At 68.8% G+C, this 19,420-nt stretch carries 15 protein-coding genes; 7 read left to right on the forward strand and 8 right to left on the reverse strand.

Features of this window, described 5'->3' with window-relative positions; genetic code table 11:
- Positions 1–102: 102 nt before the first annotated feature.
- Complete coding sequence (locus L0C25_RS07370; protein WP_271635807.1) at positions 103–1,050, reverse strand: asparaginase; 948 nt, start codon at positions 1,048–1,050, stop codon at positions 103–105.
- Positions 1,051–1,299: 249 nt separating this feature from the next.
- Between L0C25_RS07370 and cysC the strand changes: the two genes are divergently transcribed.
- The 5 genes from cysC to L0C25_RS07395 all read left to right on the forward strand — a co-directional run bounded on the left by cysC (position 1,300) and on the right by L0C25_RS07395 (position 7,315).
- On the forward strand, positions 1,300–2,517 hold the full coding sequence (gene cysC / locus L0C25_RS07375; RefSeq protein WP_271635808.1) for an adenylyl-sulfate kinase: 1,218 nt from the start codon (positions 1,300–1,302) through the stop codon (positions 2,515–2,517).
- A complete protein-coding gene (locus L0C25_RS07380) occupies positions 2,510–3,475 on the forward strand; it encodes a sulfite exporter TauE/SafE family protein (protein WP_271635809.1) in 966 nt (321 codons plus the stop codon). Before cysC ends, L0C25_RS07380 begins: the two co-directional genes overlap by 8 nt.
- A gap of 43 nt (positions 3,476–3,518) precedes the next feature.
- Entirely contained in the window at positions 3,519–4,430 is a 912-nt protein-coding gene (gene cysD, locus L0C25_RS07385) for a sulfate adenylyltransferase subunit CysD (protein WP_271635810.1), read from the forward strand.
- A complete protein-coding gene (locus tag L0C25_RS07390; protein ID WP_271635811.1) occupies positions 4,430–5,671 on the forward strand; it encodes a sulfate adenylyltransferase subunit 1 in 1,242 nt (413 codons plus the stop codon). The genes cysD and L0C25_RS07390 overlap by 1 nt, the downstream gene beginning before the upstream one ends.
- A gap of 135 nt (positions 5,672–5,806) precedes the next feature.
- Entirely contained in the window at positions 5,807–7,315 is a 1,509-nt protein-coding gene (locus L0C25_RS07395) for a TolB family protein (protein WP_271635812.1), read from the forward strand.
- A gap of 42 nt (positions 7,316–7,357) precedes the next feature.
- Here the strand turns inward: L0C25_RS07395 and L0C25_RS07400 are convergent, their stop codons facing one another.
- Positions 7,358–9,112: a DEAD/DEAH box helicase gene (locus L0C25_RS07400; RefSeq protein WP_271635813.1), complete on the reverse strand. Its 1,755-nt coding sequence runs from the start codon at positions 9,110–9,112 to the stop codon at positions 7,358–7,360.
- A gap of 120 nt (positions 9,113–9,232) precedes the next feature.
- On the opposite strand from L0C25_RS07400, the gene L0C25_RS07405 reads away from it, so the two are divergent.
- A complete protein-coding gene (locus tag L0C25_RS07405) occupies positions 9,233–9,682 on the forward strand; it encodes a nuclear transport factor 2 family protein (protein ID WP_271635814.1) in 450 nt (149 codons plus the stop codon).
- Between the two features lie 23 nt (positions 9,683–9,705).
- Here the strand turns inward: L0C25_RS07405 and L0C25_RS07410 are convergent, their stop codons facing one another.
- Together L0C25_RS07410 and L0C25_RS07415 are read right to left on the reverse strand one after the other, a co-directional pair.
- Positions 9,706–10,749: an AbrB family transcriptional regulator gene (locus L0C25_RS07410; protein ID WP_271635815.1), complete on the reverse strand. Its 1,044-nt coding sequence runs from the start codon at positions 10,747–10,749 to the stop codon at positions 9,706–9,708.
- Positions 10,746–11,273: a TetR/AcrR family transcriptional regulator gene (locus L0C25_RS07415; RefSeq protein ID WP_271635817.1), complete on the reverse strand. Its 528-nt coding sequence runs from the start codon at positions 11,271–11,273 to the stop codon at positions 10,746–10,748. The genes L0C25_RS07410 and L0C25_RS07415 overlap by 4 nt, the downstream gene beginning before the upstream one ends.
- Before the next feature lie 215 nt (positions 11,274–11,488).
- Here L0C25_RS07415 and L0C25_RS07420 point away from each other — a divergent pair, with 215 nt between their 5' ends.
- The gene (locus L0C25_RS07420) at positions 11,489–13,033 is read left to right on the forward strand and encodes an MFS transporter (RefSeq protein WP_271635818.1); all 1,545 of its coding nucleotides are present in this window, start codon (positions 11,489–11,491) and stop codon (positions 13,031–13,033) included.
- Between the two features lie 94 nt (positions 13,034–13,127).
- Here L0C25_RS07420 and L0C25_RS07425 read toward each other — a convergent pair whose 3' ends face one another.
- The 4 genes from L0C25_RS07425 to L0C25_RS07440 all read right to left on the reverse strand — a co-directional run bounded on the left by L0C25_RS07425 (position 13,128) and on the right by L0C25_RS07440 (position 19,420).
- Positions 13,128–15,407, reverse strand: coding sequence for an Ig-like domain-containing protein (locus tag L0C25_RS07425; protein ID WP_271635820.1), 2,280 nt, complete (start codon positions 15,405–15,407; stop codon positions 13,128–13,130).
- A 214-nt stretch (positions 15,408–15,621) separates the two neighbouring features.
- Entirely contained in the window at positions 15,622–17,283 is a 1,662-nt protein-coding gene (locus L0C25_RS07430; RefSeq protein ID WP_271635822.1) for a PucR family transcriptional regulator, read from the reverse strand.
- A gap of 134 nt (positions 17,284–17,417) precedes the next feature.
- A complete protein-coding gene (gene menC, locus L0C25_RS07435; RefSeq protein ID WP_271635823.1) occupies positions 17,418–18,524 on the reverse strand; it encodes an o-succinylbenzoate synthase in 1,107 nt (368 codons plus the stop codon).
- Positions 18,521–19,420 (reverse strand): GNAT family N-acetyltransferase, encoded by a 900-nt coding sequence (locus L0C25_RS07440; protein WP_271635824.1) that lies wholly within the window; start codon positions 19,418–19,420, stop codon positions 18,521–18,523. Before L0C25_RS07440 ends, menC begins: the two co-directional genes overlap by 4 nt.

The raw sequence follows: 19,420 nt of genomic DNA on the forward strand, positions 1-19,420 counted from the left end.
GACAGCCCACCACAACGGCGGTTCCGCCGCCAGGCCCCGTGGGCATGACGTTTCGGCCCCGATTTCGCGATTCTGGGGCCGAAACGTCATGCCCACGGGGGTCTAGCGCAACGTCGGCCGGACCTCGCCGACCGGCTCGCCCCCGCCGAGCAGGGTGTGCGTGGCGAGCTCGTCGAGTACGGGGCTCTCGTACCCCGCGATACGCATCGCCTCGGCCAGCACGATCGGACGCGCACGGTCGCCGCCATCCTCGATCTTGCAGGCGAATGCCGTGCCGTCGGGGAGGGCAACGGCGTAACAGGCCTCCGCACCCGACTTCCCGATCGCGCCCGGGAACGCACGTAGCAACCGGAGCTCGTCGCGGCGCGTACCGCTGGTGTACTCCGGCGACTCGACGATCGCCTCGCTCACCGCCGCCCCGGGCGACCCCGGCGCCCCGCGTACGAGGCGGGCGAACGCACGCGCGAGTCCGGTCAGGCTGGTCGACAGCAGCGGTGCCCCACAGCCGTCGACCCCGGTCGACTCGATCGGCTCGCCGGTCAGTTCCGCGAACAGCTCGGCGATCGCCACCTGCAGCGGATGGTCCGGGGCGAGGTAGGTATCGGTCGCCCAGCCGTTGGTGACGCAGGTGGCGAGCATCGCGGAATGCTTTCCCGAACACTCCATCGCGATCGAGCTGCGCTCGTGGCCGGATCGGACATAGCCGAGACGCGCCGCTTCGTCGCGCGGATAGTCGGGCGGCGTCTGCAGTGCGCGCTCGTCGAGCCCGACGCCGTCGAGGATCTGGCGTACGCCGTCGATGTGGAACCGCTCACCCGAGTGGCTCGCCGCCGCGAGCGCCAGCAGCTTGCCCCGCAACGGCAGGCCCGCTCGTACCATCGCCGCCGCCTGGATCGGCTTGTTGCACGAGCGCGGATAGATCTGCGACGTGACGTCGCCGACTGCCCACGCGACGGTGCCGTCCGGCGCGATGCGCACCGCCGACCCGCGGTGGTGGCCCTCGACGAACCCCGACCGGACGATCTCCGCGACCACTGTGTGACTGCTCATGGGAGCCCATCCTGACCGCCCCGCAGGTCGCCGCCGACTCGGGGTGGGCGTGTTGTTGCTGGTGCCTCAAGCGATCGGTTACGCCCCGGTCCACTAGGAAGCGATCTGGGCGTAACCGGTCGCAACGCGTAGGAGACCTGGGCGTAACCGGTCTCAATCGCTCGCGGCGCAACTGCCACTCACGCGATTAAGTCGCCTGAACTACGACCCTTTTGTGTATTTCGCTAGGACACTGGCACAATCTTGCGGGTGACACGCCCCCAATGGACTCCGACTCCGCGTGAGCTCGCCGATCTCGAACTGCAGCTCACCGGCGCTCTGCCCGGCCACGACGGCTTCTCCGTGACGACCACCGGCGACTTCGCCGAGTCGGTCGACGACGCCGTCGAGCTGATCGACCCCGAGGGCGTGCCGCTCGCGCTGCTGAGCGTCGACGCGCGCGAGCCCGCCGACGGCGCGACCACGCTCACCGGCTCGGTCGAGGCGTTGTCGCCGAACGAGTTCGGGGCGTTCCGCCGCTACCACCGATCTCCCGCAGACGTACGAGCGGAGCACGCCGACGCGTTCGCCGTGCCCGTCGTCGCTCCGCCGACGCTCGCGGATGTGGCCGCGATCAATGCGCGCGCGGACCAGACCGCCAAGACGCCGCTGCTGCTCGCGTACACCGGCCCTGGCACACCGCACGGTGTCTCCGCCCCCGCTCTCGTACGCACGACGCTGGCCGCCGCGCGCGACATCCCGGGCGCGGTCGTGGTCGCCGTCGCGGTCGCGGCACGCGACGATGCCGACGCCGACGTACGGTTCCGTGCCGGTGTCGCCGCCGCGTACGCGGACGAGACGCTGACTCTCGCCGCGGAGGGCGAGCGCTCGGCAGCCGTCGAGGCGATCCGCCGCCACGACCATCCGCCGCGCTCCGAACGCGGTCTGGTGATCTTCTTCACCGGTCTGTCCGGCTCGGGCAAGTCGACACTGGCGCGCGCACTGTACGACCTGATCGTCGAGCGCGGCGAGCGCACCGTCACCAGCCTCGACGGCGACGTCGTACGCCACCACCTCTCGAAGGGCCTCGGCTTCTCCAAGGAGGACCGCGAGACCAACATCGCCCGCATCGGCTGGGTCGCCGCCGAGATCGCGCGACACCACGGTGTCGCCATCTGCTCTCCGATCGCTCCGTTCGACTCCACTCGCAGACTCGTCCGCCAGCTGGTCGACGACGCGGGCGGCGGCTTCGCACTGATCCATGTCGCCACCCCGTTGGAGGAGTGCGAGCGCCGCGACCGCAAGGGCCTGTACGCGAAGGCTCGGGCAGGCATCATCCCCGAGTTCACCGGCATCTCGTCACCGTACGAGGAGCCCGACGACGCGCTCGTACGCGTCGACACGACCGGCCGCACGATCGAGGACGCCCTGTCCGACGTCGTGAAGGGCCTGACCGGGGCCGGCTGGCTGGGGTTCGGCAATGGGTGACCTGCTCACCATCGACGCGATGAACCTGCTGTTCGTCAGCTTCGGGGTCGGCATCGTGGTGGGGCTCACCGGCATGGGGGGCGGCGCCCTGATGACGCCCGCCCTGATCTTCCTCGGCATCCCGCCGGCCGCGGCGGTCTCGAACGACCTCGTGGCCGCGGCCGCCAACAAGACCGTCGGCGCGATCACGCATGCTCGCAGCGGGTCACCCAACCTCAAGCTCGCCGCCTGGCTGGTCGCCGGGTCGGTCCCGACGGCATTCGCCGGCGCGTTCATCATCAAGGCCGTCGGCGGCACCGAGGAGCAGACCCAGTTCGTCAAGACGGCGATCGGCTGTGCGTTGATGCTCACGGCCGCGACGTACACCCTGCGGATGTACCTTCAGCTGCGCTCAGTGACCCGCGGCGGCAGTATCAGCGAGAAGGACCCGCCGGTACGCCCGATCCCGACCCTGCTGATCGGACTCGTCGGCGGCCTGCTGGTCGGCATCACGTCCGTCGGGTCGGGCTCGCTCATCATGGTCTCGCTGCTGCTTCTCTATCCGACGCTGCAGGCGGTCAAGCTGGTCGGCACCGACCTCGTACAGGCCGTGCCGCTGGTCCTCTCGGCCGCCATCTCGCACGTCATCGTCCATGGCGTCGACCCCGAGGTCGTGATCCCGCTGATCATCGGCGGCTCCCCCGGCACGTACCTCGGCGCCCGGATCGCGAACTGGGTCTCGCAGGCCGTCGTACGCCGCGGCATCGTCATCGTGCTCAGCCTCACCAGCCTCGCGATGCTCGACGTCGACCCCACTATCGTGGGCATCGTCGGTGCTGCCATGCTGATCCTCGGGCCCGTCGCCTGGGGCCTCGTACGCCGGCAACACGGACTTCCGGCGTTCGACCACGTCCCGAGCGACGGCAACGGATACCCCACGAACCATACGGATTCATCATCGGAGTCCAGTCGCCGTTAGGATGGCGTCTGCTTTGCCTACCACCCAGGAGTCAGTTCTTCACATGTCCACCCACGCGGACTACCGCCTCAGCCAGCTCGACGAGCTGGAAGCGGAGTCGATTCACATCTTCCGCGAGGTCGCGGCGGAGTTCGAGAAGCCGGTCCTCATGTTCTCGGGCGGCAAGGACTCCATTGTCATGCTGCGCCTCGCCGAGAAGGCCTTCTACCCCGCCAAGATCCCGTTCCCGGTCATGCAGGTCGACACCGGGTTCGACTTCCCCGAGGTGCTCTCGACCCGCGACAGCTGGGTCGACCGGCTCGGCGTGCGCATGATCGTCGCCTCGGTCGACGACGCGATCAAGAACGGCGTCGTGATCGACGACGGCAAGACCAGCCGCAACCGGCTGCAGATCGGCACGCTGCTCAACACGATCGAGGAACACGGCTTCACCGCGGCGTTCGGCGGCGGCCGGCGCGACGAGGAGAAAGCCCGCGCCAAGGAGCGCGTCTACTCCCACCGCGACGAGTTCGGCCAGTGGGACCCGAAGAACCAGCGCCCCGAGCTGTGGAGCCTGTACAACGGCAGGATCGCCGAGGGCGAGCACATGCGGATCTTCCCGCTGTCGAACTGGACCGAGCTCGACATCTGGCACTACATCGGCCGCGAGCAGATCCTGATCCCGGGCATCTACTACTCCCACCAGCGCGAGGTCTTCGAGCGCGACGGCATGCTGCTCTCGGCGGGCGACCACGCGACGCTGCGGGCCGGCGAGACGGTCGAGGAGCGCACCGTACGCTTCCGCACGGTCGGCGACATGACGCTGACCGGCTGCGTCGAGAGCACGGCAACCACGGTCGGTGAAATCATCGAGGAGATCGCGGTCGCGCGGGTGACCGAGCGCGGAGCGACCCGCGGCGACGACCGATTCAGCGAAGCGGCCATGGAAGACCGCAAGAAGGAAGGTTACTTCTGATGGATCTCCTGCGGTTTGCCACTGCCGGCTCCGTCGACGACGGAAAGTCGACCCTGATCGGCCGGTTGCTGCTCGACTCCAAGTCGATCTTCGAGGACCAGCTCGAGGCCGTGGAGCGCACGTCCGAAGACAAGGGCTTCGACTACACCGACCTCGCCCTGCTCACCGACGGCCTGCGCTCCGAGCGCGAGCAGGGCATCACGATCGACGTCGCGTACCGCTACTTCGCGACGCCGAATCGCAAGTTCATCATCGCCGACACCCCTGGCCACGTTCAGTACACCCGCAACATGGTCACCGGCGCCTCGACCGCCGACCTCGGGCTCGTACTCGTCGACGCACGCACCGGGCTGACCGAGCAGAGCCGCCGGCACGCGGTGCTGCTGTCGCTGCTGAAGGTCCCCCACCTCGTTCTCGCGGTGAACAAGATGGACCTCGTTGGCTACGACGAAGAGGTCTACAACAAGATCAACGAGGAGTTCCGGACCTTCGCCACGAAGCTGACGATCCCGGATCTCACGATCATCCCGATCTCGGCGCTCAAGGGCGACAACGTCGTGACGCGCAGCGAGAACATGTCTTGGTACGAAGGCACCTCGCTACTGCACCACCTCGAGAACGTCCACGTCGCCTCCGATCGCGACCTGATCGACGCGCGGTTCCCGGTGCAGTACGTCATCCGGCCGAAGTCCGACGACTTCCACGACTTCCGCGGGTACGCCGGCCAGGTCGCGGGTGGCGTCCTGAAGCCGGGCGACGACGTGCTCGTACTCCCGAGCGGGCTCACCTCGAAGGTCGCCTCGATCGAGCTGTTCGAGACGTCGCTGCAGGAGGCGTTCCCCCCGATGTCGGTGACGGTGCGGCTCGAGGATGACCTCGATGTCTCCCGCGGTGACATGATCTGCCGTCCGCAGAACGCGCCGACGCCGAGCCAGGACATCGACGCGATGGTCTCGTGGATGGTGCCGGAGCCGCTGCGTGCGGGTCGCAAGCTGTCCATCAAGCACACCACGCGGCTGTGCCGCACGGTCGTCAAGGACGTCCAGTACCGGCTCGACGTCAACACCCTGCACCGCGACCAGGAGGCCGGCGAGCTCGGCCTGAACGAGATCGGCCGGGTGAAGCTGCGGACGACCCAGCCGCTGCTGTGCGACCCGTACGAGAAGAATCGCACCACGGGTTCGTTCATCCTGATCGACGAGGCGACCGGCGTCACCGTCGGCGCCGGCATGATCAACTGACGCAACCTCCGAACGCGGGGTACGGCTGCTGCCGTACCCCGCGTTTCTGCGTGTCCCCGAAATCCGATGGAACTTCCGCGCCCCGACGGTGATCTCACCTGCCGCAACCGCACGCCAACAGGGGAGGCGCGGGACATGCGTCATCACGCCCGACGGGACGCACTCGGGGGAGCCCTGGCAGGGCTGCTCGTGGTGCTGCCCTTCACACAGTCAGCATCCGCAGCTGGCGACGGGCCATCGTCGACCGCTCGAGAGATCGCTTCGGGGGCGCCGACATCCTCGACGCACGCCGAGCCGCACGCACAGGCCACGACGAGCGCGCCGAGGCCTGGCAGGGTCAGGTACGCCATCCCGACCTGGACGCTCAAGGACGTCGAGCACGACACGACGGTGCGGGTCCGCTATCCGAGTGGCGACCCGCGTGCCGACTGGGACCACGAGCCCGTCCGGATCCAGGTACGCGCAGACGGCGGCGCGTGGACGACGGTCGGCAAGGCGAAGCAGAAGCCCCTGCCTCACAAGTCGGGCTCGCGCACGCGGGTGACGTACCGGCTGCCGATCGAGGGCAAGATCCAGATCCGCGCGAAGGCACACTCGACCGACTCCTCGATCACGTCCAAGACCCGCAAGCTCCTGGTCACCACGATGCCCGCGTTCGCGCCGACTGCGATCCGAGGTAGCGGCTCCGCCTGTGGGGAGCCCGTGGTCGGGCGCGGTCCGACGCAGCTCGGATATGGCTGCCCCGTCGGCGAGTACGGGTACAACTCCTGGCTCTACAACCGCAAGGCCGATACCCGCGAGCGGCTCGCGTGGCGTACAGCGCACGCCGAGTTCGCCACCGGCGCCGAGGTCGTGATCGGTGAGCGGCGCGACTACTGGGACGACCCCTATTGGTACAACCGCGTACGTAGGTTCGACCTCGCGACGAACAAGTCCGGCTGGGTCGCGTTCAAACGCAACGGCAAGCGAGCCCAGACAGCGAGCCATTCGTCTGTCTCGGCAAACGGCAACCGGATCGCGTACGCCTCTCCCAACAGAGGAATCTCGCCGAAGGCGAAGAAGGGATGGAACGTCTACGTCGCCCGCGCCGGAGTACAGCAGAGCAGGTACGTCGGACGCGGTAAGGAGAGCGACATCGCTGCGGGCGGCCGGTACGTCGCGTGGCGCACCACGGCGGGCAGGCTCCGAGTTCGCGATCTGCGGACCGATCGCTGGACCCCTGTCACGAAGCGCAAGGGGCACGACCCTAAGCACATCTCCGTCAGCGCGGGTGGTCGCTATGTCACGTTCTCGGCGACGGTTCGCGGCGAGCGACGGGTCCGGCTGTTCGACGCGAAGGCTTCGAAGCTGCGCACCATCGCGATCGGCCAGGCGCCCTCGCTGTCCGAGAATGGGCGATACATCGCCTACACAGGCAAGGGCGGCGCCGGGCTCTACCTCTGGGACCGCAAGACCCAGCGGAAGCGACTCCTCACGGTCGGACCGAGCGGGAACGGTGCGCAGGCCCACCTGAGGCAGCCGGACATCTCGCCGAACGGCCGCTGGATCGTCGCGACCACCCAGTCCATCAACGTCGCTCCCGACAACGGTCGCGGCTGGCGCGCGAAGAACAAGGTCATTTTGTTCGACCGAAAGCGCGGCTGAGGCTCATCGCGCGAAACTCTGACGACGGGCCGATGCGTACCGTCAACGGCCCTTGTGTCGGAGCTTCGTCCCGTCCGGTGCGCGCTTCTTGCCCGCCCCGCGAGGGGCACCGCCGGTCCGCGCATTGGTGGGCCGGCCGCCACCACGCGATCCGCCGCCGGCGCGCTCGCGTTCGAGTCCGATCAGCTGCCCGGAGATCCGCGTACGAGTCAGCGACTGCACGGTAGACGAATCCAGGTCCGCCGGAAGCTCGACGAGGCTGTGGTCGACCCGAATCTCGATCTTGCCGAAGTCGCGGCGCTCGAGCCCGCCCTCGTTCGCGATCGCGCCGACGATCGCTCCCGGGCTGACCTTGTGTCGCTTCCCCACCCGGATGCGGTACGTCGCCATCGCGCGCCCGTTGGCCCGTCGACGACCGGCGACCCGCGCGGGCCGGTGCCCCTCGTCGCGCGGCCGCCGCTTGAGCGGCGGCTCGGGCTGAAGCAGGAACGAGCGGTCGCCCTGTGCGATGACCGCGAGCGCGGCGGCCACGTCGGCCGCGGGCACGTCGTGCTCCTGTTCGTACCGCTCGACCAGGTCGCGGAAATACGTGAGGTCGCTCGCGCCGAGCGCCTCGGTGATCGAGTCGAGGAACCGGCTGACCCGTGTCGAGTTGACGTCCTCCACCGACGGCAGGGTCATCTCCTCGACGGGCTGGCGGGTCGCCTTCTCGATCGCGCGCAGCAGTCGGCGCTCTCGGGGTGTGACGAACAGGATCGCCTGCCCTGCACGGCCCGCTCGACCCGTGCGTCCGATGCGGTGCACGTACGACTCGGTGTCGGACGGGATGTCGTAGTTGACGACATGGCTGATCCGCTCGACGTCGAGGCCGCGAGCAGCGACGTCGGTCGCGACCAGGATGTCGAGCGCGCCCGACCTGAGCTGGCCGATCGTCCGCTCGCGCTGCGCCTGCACGAGGTCACCGTTGATCGCCGCCGCAGAGAATCCCCTTGCACGTAAGCGTTCTGCGAGATCCTCCGTCGCCTGCTTCGTGCGTACGAACACGATCATGCCGTCGAACGACTCGACCTCGAGCACCCGCGTCAACGCCTCGAGCTTCTGCCGATGGTCGACGATCGCGTAACGCTGGGTGGTGTTCTCGGCCGTGACGGTACGCGCCTCGACCCGGATCTCCTCGGGGTCGTGCAGGTAGCGCCCCGACATTCGGCGGATCGCGGCGGGCATGGTCGCCGAGAACAGTGCGACCTGCTTGTACTCGGGTGTGTCGGCGAGGATGCGTTCGACGTCCTCCTGGAAGCCCATCGCGAGCATCTCGTCGGCCTCGTCGAGCACGAGGTAGTCGAGCTCGGAGATGTCGAGGGTGCCCTTCTTCAGATGGTCGATCACGCGGCCCGGCGTACCGACGACCACCTGGGCGCCCCGTTTGAGGGCACCGAGCTGCGGGCCGTAGCCCGTGCCGCCGTACACGGGTACGACGTGCACTCCGTCGAGATGCGCGGCGTACCGGCCGAACGCCTCCGCGACCTGCAGGGCGAGCTCGCGGGTCGGCGCCAGCACCAGGGCCTGCGGTCGACGGCGGCCGACGTCGATGCGCGACAGGATCGGCAGCGCGAAGGCCGCGGTCTTGCCGGTGCCGGTCTGCGCGAGACCGACCACGTCACGCCCGGCCATCAGCGGCGGGATCGTGGCGGCCTGGATCGGCGACGGCGCTTCGTAGCCGACGTCGGCGAGGGAGGCTAGTACGGGCGGCGCGATCCCGAGCTCGGCGAAGGAAGCGGGAGATTCGGAATCAGACATAAGAGGCCTAGTCTAAGCGGGCACCTGTCGTGACGACGACTCCGCGGCGCTCGGATCGTTGCAATTCCGGTCACATCCGATCCTTGATATAAACCAAACTTGAGGTTCTACGCTGGTCGCATGGATCAGGCGGAGATCGCCCAGGCACTCGCGTACGCACATGACGCGCGCGACCGCGACGATGTACGCGACCTGCTTCGCTCGTTCTTCGCCGGGCTCGACGAGCGGCGGTGCGACCGGTCGTGGCTGCGGTCGGTCTTCGCCGAGTCTGCACTCGTCGAGTTCCCGTCCGGCGAGTACGCAGGGGTCGCGAGCATCCGCGATGCCGTACGCGGGCTGCAGGCGGAGTACCCCCACACGCTGCACGGCGTGACGGATCACGCGATCACACTCGCGGGCGACACGGCGCATGTGACGGCCGTTGTGCACTCGACGCACGTGAGCGGCGACCAGACCACCGCTCGGCACCGACACGCCGGGGGACGTGTCGGCGCCGAGGCGGTGCGCACGCCCGATGGCTGGCGACTTCGCCGGCTCGCCGTCGACCTGACCTGGACCGACTGCGACTGACGGCGCCCGGGCTCGACGCCGGTTCAGGTACGCCCACGGAGCAGGCGGGCGAGCAGCGGGGCGGCGAGCAACATGACCAATAGCCGCGCGACCTGCGTACCGAGCACGAACGTCACGTTGGACCCCGTCGCGATCGCAGTGGCGAGCACCGCGTACAGACCGCCGGGAGTCGTTGCCAGGTAGCCGTCGAGCGCACTGACATCGGTCAACGCGGCGAGGACGACGCCGAGTCCGGCGCACGCGACGATCATCACGCCGATGGTCAGAATCGCCCGCGGCAGGAGCGCCGCGATCGCACGCAGGCTGGCCCGGGTGAACCGCAACCCGACCTGGATGCCGATCAGCGCGTACCCGGCGTTGACCAGTACGTCGGGGACGCCCGCGCCACCGATCGGGTCGAACCAGCCGGACACGGACAGCAGCACACTGATGACGAGCGGCCCGAGCAGCGAGCCCGCCGGCATCCGCGAGACTCTGCCGACCAGCAGGCCGACCGCGACGCAGACGACCGTGAAGGCAGTGCCGCCGAGCAGGGTCGTGTCACCGCCGAGACCCGCGGCCGCACTGTCGCGCTCGGGTCGGAACACGACGGCCGTGACCACCGGCATCGCGATCAGCACCAGCAACACCCGGAGATACTGCACCACCGCGACGACCCGCTCGTCGGCACCGAGATCGCGGGCGATCGCGGTCACACCGGATGCGCCGCCGGCGATCATCGCGAACACCCCGGTCGCGGGCGACATCTCGTGACCGCGCCGGAAGGCGTACCCGCCGATGATGCTGAGCACCAGCGTGACGATGCAGGCGCCGAGGATCGGCCACAGGTCGAGCCGGAGCGCGGCGAGTGTATCGACGTCGACCAGCGCACCGATCGTCACACCGATGATGGCCTGCCCGACCGCGAACGACCAGCCCGGCAACGCCAGTTGGCGACTGCCGAGCACGGCGTACGCCATGCCGCCGACGAGCGCGCCGAACAGTACCGGCGACGGCAGGCCCACGAGCGCGAGGGCGAGCGATGCGACCGTCGCGATGAGCGCGGTCGTCGCCCACGGCCTGATCACGGTTGTACGTCGAGCGCGCCCAGCCGGGCGAGGATCGCGCGTACGGCGGGCATGCTGGCCTCCTCGGCGAGACCCATCGTCTCGTTGAAGTACAGCGCGTCGCACAGCAGCTGAACCGTACGCGCGAGCTCGTCGTCGTCGAGCTGTTCGTCGAGCACCTCGAACCACGCCTCGCGCAGGTCGTCGAGCGCCGACGACGCACGGGCATCGGACTCCTGGGAGATCCTGGCGGCGGCGATCATCGCGCGGTCGAATGCGCTCCCGGTGTGCTTCGAGGTCTCCAGGTAGTACGCCACCGCGCCCTGCGGTGCCGAGCGCATCTTCTCGGCATCCTTCGCGCCCATGTCACGGAGCCGGTCGAGCATGCCGACGACGAGGTCGTCGCGGCTCGGGAAGTGGTAGAGCAGCCCACCCTTGGAGACACCGGCCTCCTCGGCGACCGCGTCGAGGGTCGCCGACCTCGAACCCTGCCCGACGAGCAACGCCTCGAAGGCGTTCAGGATGCGGTCGCGTGTGGTGGCCACCGGGACAGCCTAGTGCCGCGGGTTGGGTCGCGGGTGAGACGTCCGTCATGGCGGGGCCGCCTCGCCCGGAATACGGGGCGAAGCCGCGCCGTTATTCGTTTGTGACTGTACCGGCTGGACGGTACAGTCGGTGGGTCGGCCAAAACCGTGCCGGCGACGAGAAACGCGCGGTCCCGCAGCGGACTGCGCCGCGCAAGAGAAGGAGGCGTACACCCATGTCCACCGACATCAGAGCACTTCACCACCAAGGCTCACCGGCACCTGGTCACCGGGCGGGCGTACGCGAATGGGCGGCACTGACCGTGCTGATGCTTCCCGTCCTGCTCGTCTCGGTCGACAACACCGTGCTGAGCTTCGCACTTCCGGCGATCTCGACCGAGCTCGCGCCGACGTCGAACCAGCTGCTGTGGATCGTCGACATCTACCCACTCATGCTCGCCGGCCTGCTGGTCGCGATGGGAAGTCTCGGCGACCGCATCGGCCGTCGCCGGCTGCTCGTCATCGGCGCCGTCGGCTTCGGCGCCGTGAAGGTCCTCGCGGCCTACAGCACGACGCCGGAGATGCTGATCGTCTCGCGCGCCTTGCTCGGCGTGTTCGGTGCGACGCTGATGCCGTCGACGCTGTCGCTGCTGCGCAACATCTTCAGCGACCGGCGCCAGCGGCGGCTCGCGATCGCCGTCTGGGCGTCCGCGTTCGCCGGCGGAGCGGCGCTCGGGCCGATCATGGGCGGCTGGCTACTCGAGAACCACTGGTGGGGCTCGGTCTTCCTGATCACCGTGCCGGTGATCGTTGCGTTGCTGCCCCTCGTGCTGTGGCTCGTACCCGAGTCGAAGGACCCGACGCCGGGACCGGTCGACGTGCCCAGCATCGGCCTGTCGCTCGCGACGATGCTGCCGCTGGTGTACGCGATCAAGATCGCCGCGGAGCACGGCCTGTCGTCGGACGCGCTGGCCGCGGCCGCGGTCGGCCTGGCCGCCGGTGTCGCCTTCGTGCGACGCCAGCTGGCATCGCCGACGCCGATGCTCGACGTGCGGCTCTTCACGAACCCGGTCTTCAGCGGCGCCGTGGCATCGAACCTGCTCAGCATCCTCGGGTACGCGGGGTTCTTGTTCTTCGTCGCGCAGTTCCTGCAGCTCGTCATCGGGCTCAGCCCGATGGAGGCGGGCACCGTGCTCGTACCCGGGCTGGTCGCGTCGATCGTGGCCGGGCTGGTCGCCGTTCGGCTGGTACGCGTGATCCGCCCGCACGTGCTGATCGGAGGCAGCTTCGCGCTGTCGGCATCGGGGTACGCGATCGCCACGTTCGTCGGCGAGGTGCCGACCGTGATGTCGATCAGCGTCGCGTTCGTCGCGGTCGGCGTCGGGATCGGCCTTGCCGAAACCTTGACCAACGACATCATCATCTCGACCGCGCCCGCGGAGAAGTCGGGGGCCGCGTCGGCGATCTCCGAGACCGCGTACGAGATCGGGTCGGTGCTCGGCACGGCCGTGCTCGGCAGTGTGCTGATGGCGACGTACCGGTCGGGTATGGACGTGCCGACCGGGATGTCGGCAGCCGACACCGATGCTGCGACCGAGACGCTCGGTGGCGCGGTCGAGGTGGCGAACGGCCTCGGCTCCACCGGTGACGCGCTGCTGCGCTCTGCGCATCTCGCGTTCGACCACGGCGTACAGGTCACGTGTGCGCTCGGCATCCTGATCGCCCTCGGTGCAGCGGCAGTGTCGGCGCTGACTCTGCGCAACGCCGACACCGACGCCTGATCCGCCACTGGCCACGCCGGCTCAGCCTGGCGTCGGTGTGGGATCGGTGGATACCTATTCCACCGATCCCATACCGACAGCTGGGCGAGTCAGGTCAGCGTCGCACCACCTTGATCGTGAACTGCCTGCTCGCCTTGGCCGACACCTTGGTGCCGAGGTAGCGCGCGGTCAGCGTGTGCTTGCCGCGCTTGAGCTTGCCGATCTTGATGGTCGCCTTGCCGTCCTTGAGCTTCTTCTGCCCGAGGACTCGCTTGGCCCGAATCGCCACCTTGCCGCTCGCCGGCTCACCGCCGGAGACGACGCGCACGGTCACGCTGACCCGCTTCGCGGGAGTGACCTTCTTGGGAGTCACCCTGATGCCGGTGACCTTTGCGTTCAGCTTCTCGACCTGCACGACGACGTACCCGCTGTCGGACTCCCCATACGGGTCGATGACGGTGTACCGGAACCGATCCTTGCCGGTGAAGTTGCGATCCGGCGTGTACGTGGCCTTCCGACCGTCGAGCTCGACCTTGCCGTTGACCGGGTTGTCGACTTCGTACGTCACGGGGTTGCCGTCCCGGTCGGTCTTGTCGAACCTCATCGTCACCGATTTGCGTGCCTTGGTCTCCAACGACTCCCGAGTCGCCTTCGGAGCCCGGTTGACGAACTCGTATGTCGTGCCGTCCCACTCGATGCTCGAGACGGTCGCGTCACCGGCCGTGTCCGAGTACACCCCGAACGCCAGGACATGTGACCCGCTCTGCGACTGGATCGCGTTCACGAGATCCGCAAGGGGCATCGCCGCGTTCGCGGGTACGTCGCCGATCGCGTTGCTCGAGATCCACTCCTGGTCGAGCGAGATCTCGTTCTCACCCGCGGTCGCCGGGCCCGCCGGACGCAGCGTCGCGAAGCCGCCCTCGGCCCAGCCGACTGCCACCTGGAACCATGCGTCACCGCTCTCGACGGTGTACGACGCCTCGCTGAGCGCGCGGTCGAGACCGGCGTTCGGCTGCTCTCCTTCGTCGTACCCGTTGATCACCTGCGAGCGACCGTCGAGGAAGAGACCATCGGCATTGACCTCGTACGCGCCGCTCTCGACGCCCTGGTGCCAGTGGCCATACGTCGCGTCCGTCTCCGCTGGCGCGATGTCTGCGAAGAAGACCTGCTCGGTCCCGGTCGGTCGCGTGTCGGCGAACGTGTACTTCGTGTGATCCCAGGTGAGGTCGCTGACGGTCGCGCCATCGCCCTCGGTGTAGACGCCGAAGCCGATCACCTTGTACTCCGTCATCGCGCCGACGAGGTCGCGTAGCGGTGTCGGCGTGTTGGCCGGGACCGCACCGATGGCACGACTCGCGATCCACTCGTCGTCCAGCGAGATCGCCTGCTCGTCACCGGCCTGCGCGGGCTGCGCGGGTCGAAGGGTGGTGAACGCGGGATCCGTCTGGCCGGCGGCGGTGAAGAACGCCGCCACCTGGAACCACGCATCGCCCTCGGCAAGCGTGTACGACGCGTTCTCCAGCACGCTCGGCAGGTGTACGTTCCGCGAGTCGACGTCGAGGGTGTTGTCGTCGTAGCCCTTGATGACCTGCGAACGCCCCGTCATCACCAGGCCGTCCTCCGTCACCTCGTGCTCCCCGGGCTCTCCGGCGTTCTCGACGCCCTGGTGCCAGCCGGCGTACGGGGTCTCGTCGAATCCGATGTCGCGGTCGGCCACCATGCTCTCCTCGGCCCCGGCCGACCGGAAGGCGTACGTCGTGCCGTCCCAGTCGATCGAGTCGACGACGGCCTCACTACCCGGCGTGGTGAGCACGCCGTAACCGATCGTCTTACGCTGGTCGCCGATCGCCTCGAGTAGGTCGCCGAGCGGAGCAGGTGCGTTCGCGCCGTGGTCGGCGTCGATTGCCTTGCTCGAGACCCAGGCGTCGCTCGTCCCGACCTCGTTCCTACCCTCGGTCGCGGGGTCCTGGGGTCGCAACGTGGTGAATACGGGGTCGACAGTGCCGTTGTCGGTGTTGTCGAAGAACAGCGCGACCTGGAACCGCGCCTCGCCGCTCTCGAGCGTGTACGCGGCAGCACGCAGTGCGGCGCGCAGATCGACGTTGTCCTCACCGCTGAGATCGCTGTCGTTGTCGTCGTACCCGTTGATGACCTGCGACTTCCCGGTCATGCTCAGGCCGTCCTCGGTCAGGCCGAACGAGTACTCCGCATCGGCGTACCCCTGGTGCCATCCCGCGTAGTTCGTCTCATCGGGCGCGATCTCAATGACGATCGTGTCGTCGGGCGCAGCGCCCGATGGCGGCGCGATCAGCAGCACCGACGACGCCATCATCACCGCCGCACAACCGGTGCCGACGACTCTCGTCGCGGGCCGGCGGTATCGGATACCGTCCATGTCTTCCCCTCCATTGGTCTGCGGGGAGTGACCTCCCCCGTGTCGCGACGCTCGGTGATCCTGAGCGAGCACGCGACTACGGTAGGTAATTGCCGGTCGTCGCGCAGCGAAACCAAGGAAGTCGGATGAAGTTTCAACATCTGCTGCGCGCGGACGATTTGTGTGATTGGGTCCGCGGGCTCAGGACCGCCTTCTCAGCGGCGGATGGGCCGACTCAGGCGCCGCCGGCCTCGGGCATTGCGCGGCCGATCAGGCGCAGCTCGACCATCGCGGCGAAGCGCTGATCGGGGTCCGACAGGTCGATCTCACCGACCTCGGCGAGACGACGGAGGCGGTAGCGGAACGTGTTCGGGTGGGTATAGACGGCGGCCGACGCCGCGACTACGTCGCCGAAGGCGTCCAGCCACGCGCGCAAGGTGTCGACGAGACACGTCCGCCGCTTGGCGTCGTACGCGATCAGCCGCGACACCGGCCCGGACGCACGGTCTCCCCTCGCGGCGGACAGGTCCGCCAGCTCGAGCATCAGCGCCTCGATGTGCACGTCCTCGATCCGCGCCACCTGAGCGCTCGTCCGACCGAGTCGCAGCACCCTCAGCGCGCGGTCGGCGCCGATCCGCGACCGCACCAGCGTTGCGTCGTCATCCGCCACCACGCCGACGCCGACGAGCAACCGGTCGCCGCTGCCGATGCGTTCGAGGAACTCGGTCGCGACGAGCACCGCGCGCTCTTCCGCGTCCGGTTGGTCGCGGCGTACGCCGACGATCCCGTACGCCACGTCACCGACGAGCGCAACCGCCGATCGCGGGTAGACCGCGCCCAGATGCATCGAGAACGCATCCGCCATCCGCTGTTCCTCTGCGACCAGTTGGGCGCGGGTTGCGTTCGGCTCGGCGTCGTCGGCGGGCTCGACCGGTGCGAGCGCGAGCACCACGCAGTCCTGGTCGGCCAACCCGAGCCGCGAGAGCGCCTCGGCGGCGCCCGGGCCCGCCTCGAGGACCGTCGCGACGAGGTCGGCCCGCAGCCGCCGCTCGACGTCCGCACCAGCGCGCAGACGCAGCATGTGCAGGGCGACGAGCTTGACCGCGTCCTGCAACGCCTGCGTGCGCTCGGGCGACAACGGCGTCCGCACGGCCGCCCAGATCGAACCCAGGATCTCGTCACCCGCGCGGATCGCGAGCGCGACCCGTGGCAGCGCGAACTCCGGATCGGGTCCGGGCATCGGCTCCACCTGGATCGGCTCGTGGCTCCGGTAGAGCTGCTGGAAGACGCCGCGCTCCTCCAAGATGCGACTGAAGCGCGCCGGCACCTGTCGGCCGAGGATCGTCTCGACACGAGACGAATCCGCTTCGTCCTGACGCCCGGAGAACGCGAGCACCCGCGAGCTGCGGTCCTCGATGGTGACCGGTGCGTCGAGCAGCGTTGCGATCGCGTTGGCCAATGCGAACAGGTCGCCGGACGGCATGCCGCCCAACGTCTCCGGGCCCGTCTCCCCGACGTCGCCCTCGGCGATGAGCGAGCGCAGCATGGCGGCGAGCTGCGCCCACGACGCACCCCGGGTGACCGCGAGCAGCGCCACCCCCGACCGCTCGACCGCGCTCGCGATCGTGGCGTCGGCCTCGACCGGAGCGCGTACGACCAGACCCGCAGCGCCGTGCTCGCTCAGCGAGTCGAGGAGGTCGGCGATCGCGGCGGGCTCGCGCACGCCGACGCCGAGAACGATCGCGTTCCGAGGCGACACCGACTCATCGAGAGGATCGTGGATCACGACGCCGCCGATGTGCCCCGCCCGATCGGGGTCACCACAGACGAGCTCGAGCAGCGTGGTGCCCAGATCCTCCAGTACGCGGCCGAGGCTGGCCCGAGGTCGAGTAGTCACCGGTACGAGCACACCATCGACGGTAGACCGACAGGCCGATCGGGAGATTCGTCTCGCACGACCGAAACGTTAGCGCCTCTTCGTCGCCACGAACAGGTCGTGACGCGGACCGCCCGTACGCGCGGGGTCCGCGCTCAGACGGCGATCCACTCCGTACGGGTCGTGACCGCATTGAGAGCGTCCGGAACCGGGTCCACGCCGAGTCCCGGGCCGGTCGGAACGGGCAGGTGCCCGTCGTCGAGGCGGAACGGCTCGGTCACGTCCGTTGCGTAGTAGCGGTCGGATGCCGAGGTGTCGCCCGGCAGCGTGAAACCGGGAAGTGCGGCGAGCGCCAGGTTCGCCGCCCGACCGATGCCGGTCTCCAGCATGCCGCCGCACCACACCGGGATGTCGTGCGCGACGCACAGGTCGTGGATGCGGCGCGACTCGAGATACCCGCCGACCCGTCCGGGCTTGATGTTGACGATCGCGCAGGCACCGAGCGCGATCGCATCGGCCGCGGAACGAGCGGAGACGATCGACTCGTCGAGGCACACCGGCGTCGAGATCGCCTGCGCCAGCTGGGCGTGGCCGATGATGTCCTCCTCGTCGAGCGGCTGCTCGATCAGCAGCAGGTCGAACGGATCGAGCTTCGCGAGGTGGCGCGCGTCGCCTCGCCGGTACGCGGTGTTCGCATCGACCTGAAGCAGCACGTCGTCGCCGAACCGCTCGCGTACGGCGCGGACCGGCTCGACGTCCCAGCCGGGCTCGATCTTCAGCTTGATCCGTACGTACCCGGTCTCGAGGTATCCGGCCACGGCGTCGACGAGCGCGGGTATCGAGTCCATGATCCCGACCGAGACACCGCACGGCACCCGATCATGCACGGCACCGAGCTCGCGCGCGAGCGAGACCCCGCGCGCCCGGAGCTCGGCATCCAGGACGGCCGTCTCCAGCGCCGCCTTCGCCATTCGGTGACCGCGGAACGGCGCGAGCAGCGGGGCCACCGCATTCGCGTCGAACGTGCCGGCCCGGCCGAGAGCCGGGATCAGATAGCGCCGGAGTACGTCGGCGCATCCCTCGAGATACTCCGAGGAGTACAACGGCTCCGCCATCGCGACGCACTCGCCCCAACCCTCGGCCTCCGGTGTCACCGCGCGAAGCAGCAGCGCCTCGCGTACGGTCTGGGTGCCGAACGACGTACGGAACGGCGCCACCAGCGGTAGCTCGACGGTGCGCAGCTCTACTCCGGTGAGCTTCATGTCAGGTCTCCTGGGTCCACTAGATAGAAGTCACTGCGGTCGAAGGCACGGATGCAGGCACCGTCGGCGAGGAGGCCGCCCAGTACGTCTCGCACGGCCGTACGCCACCGCGCCGCACACGCAGAGTCGTTCGCTCGCAGGCCCTCGATGTCGGGCGGTACGGCGACCAATGCGGTCCGCCCGGGTTCCGTCGCGTACACCACCGGCTCGCCCGTCTCCGAGACCTCCAGCGCGGAGACGGCTCCGGAGGCTCGCTCGGTCGCGAGATCCACGACCGCATGCGCTCCGCTGCACGCTGCAACGACCCGTGGGTCGTCGAGCTCCCAGGAGACGAGGAGGCGGTCGGTGTCGTCGTTGCCGTTGATCCCGTCGTGCATCGGGCCGTAGAAGTTCGCGAGGTACTCGACCGGCCGGGCACCGAGCTTGACCAGGTTGAAGTACGCGTTGCGCCCCACCAGCGGGTCGAACGTCCACGAGATCTCCGAAACCTGCCGCATCATCGCCCACGCACGTTGGTGCACCTTGAGCGCGAAGCCGACGCTGCGGCCACGGGTCCGCGAGGAGACACCGGCGATGTGGCTGTGCATGGCCTCCTCGGTTGGCGGTGCGAAGAACCCGACACACGCCCCGACCATGTCGTCGCCGTCGAACGCCCCGGCGACGTAGCTTCCCGCCTTCGACATGGCACGCAACAGCTCCGACGTCACCGGCGCGCCCTTGGCGCCGAAGCCCCAGATGCGGTCGTACAGCGCACATACCCGACGCAGCTCGTCCATGCCGTCGAGCTGCCGGACAGTGACCCCGGACGCTGTTGCCGCGGCCTCCGCGGCCGCGACCGCGGCGTCGACCCGTGCGGAACCACCCGTGTCGACCGACAGATCGGTGACGATGCTCAT

Origin of the sequence: Solicola gregarius, assembly GCF_025790165.1 — a bacterium.
Classification (GTDB): domain Bacteria; phylum Actinomycetota; class Actinomycetes; order Propionibacteriales; family Nocardioidaceae; genus Solicola; species Solicola gregarius.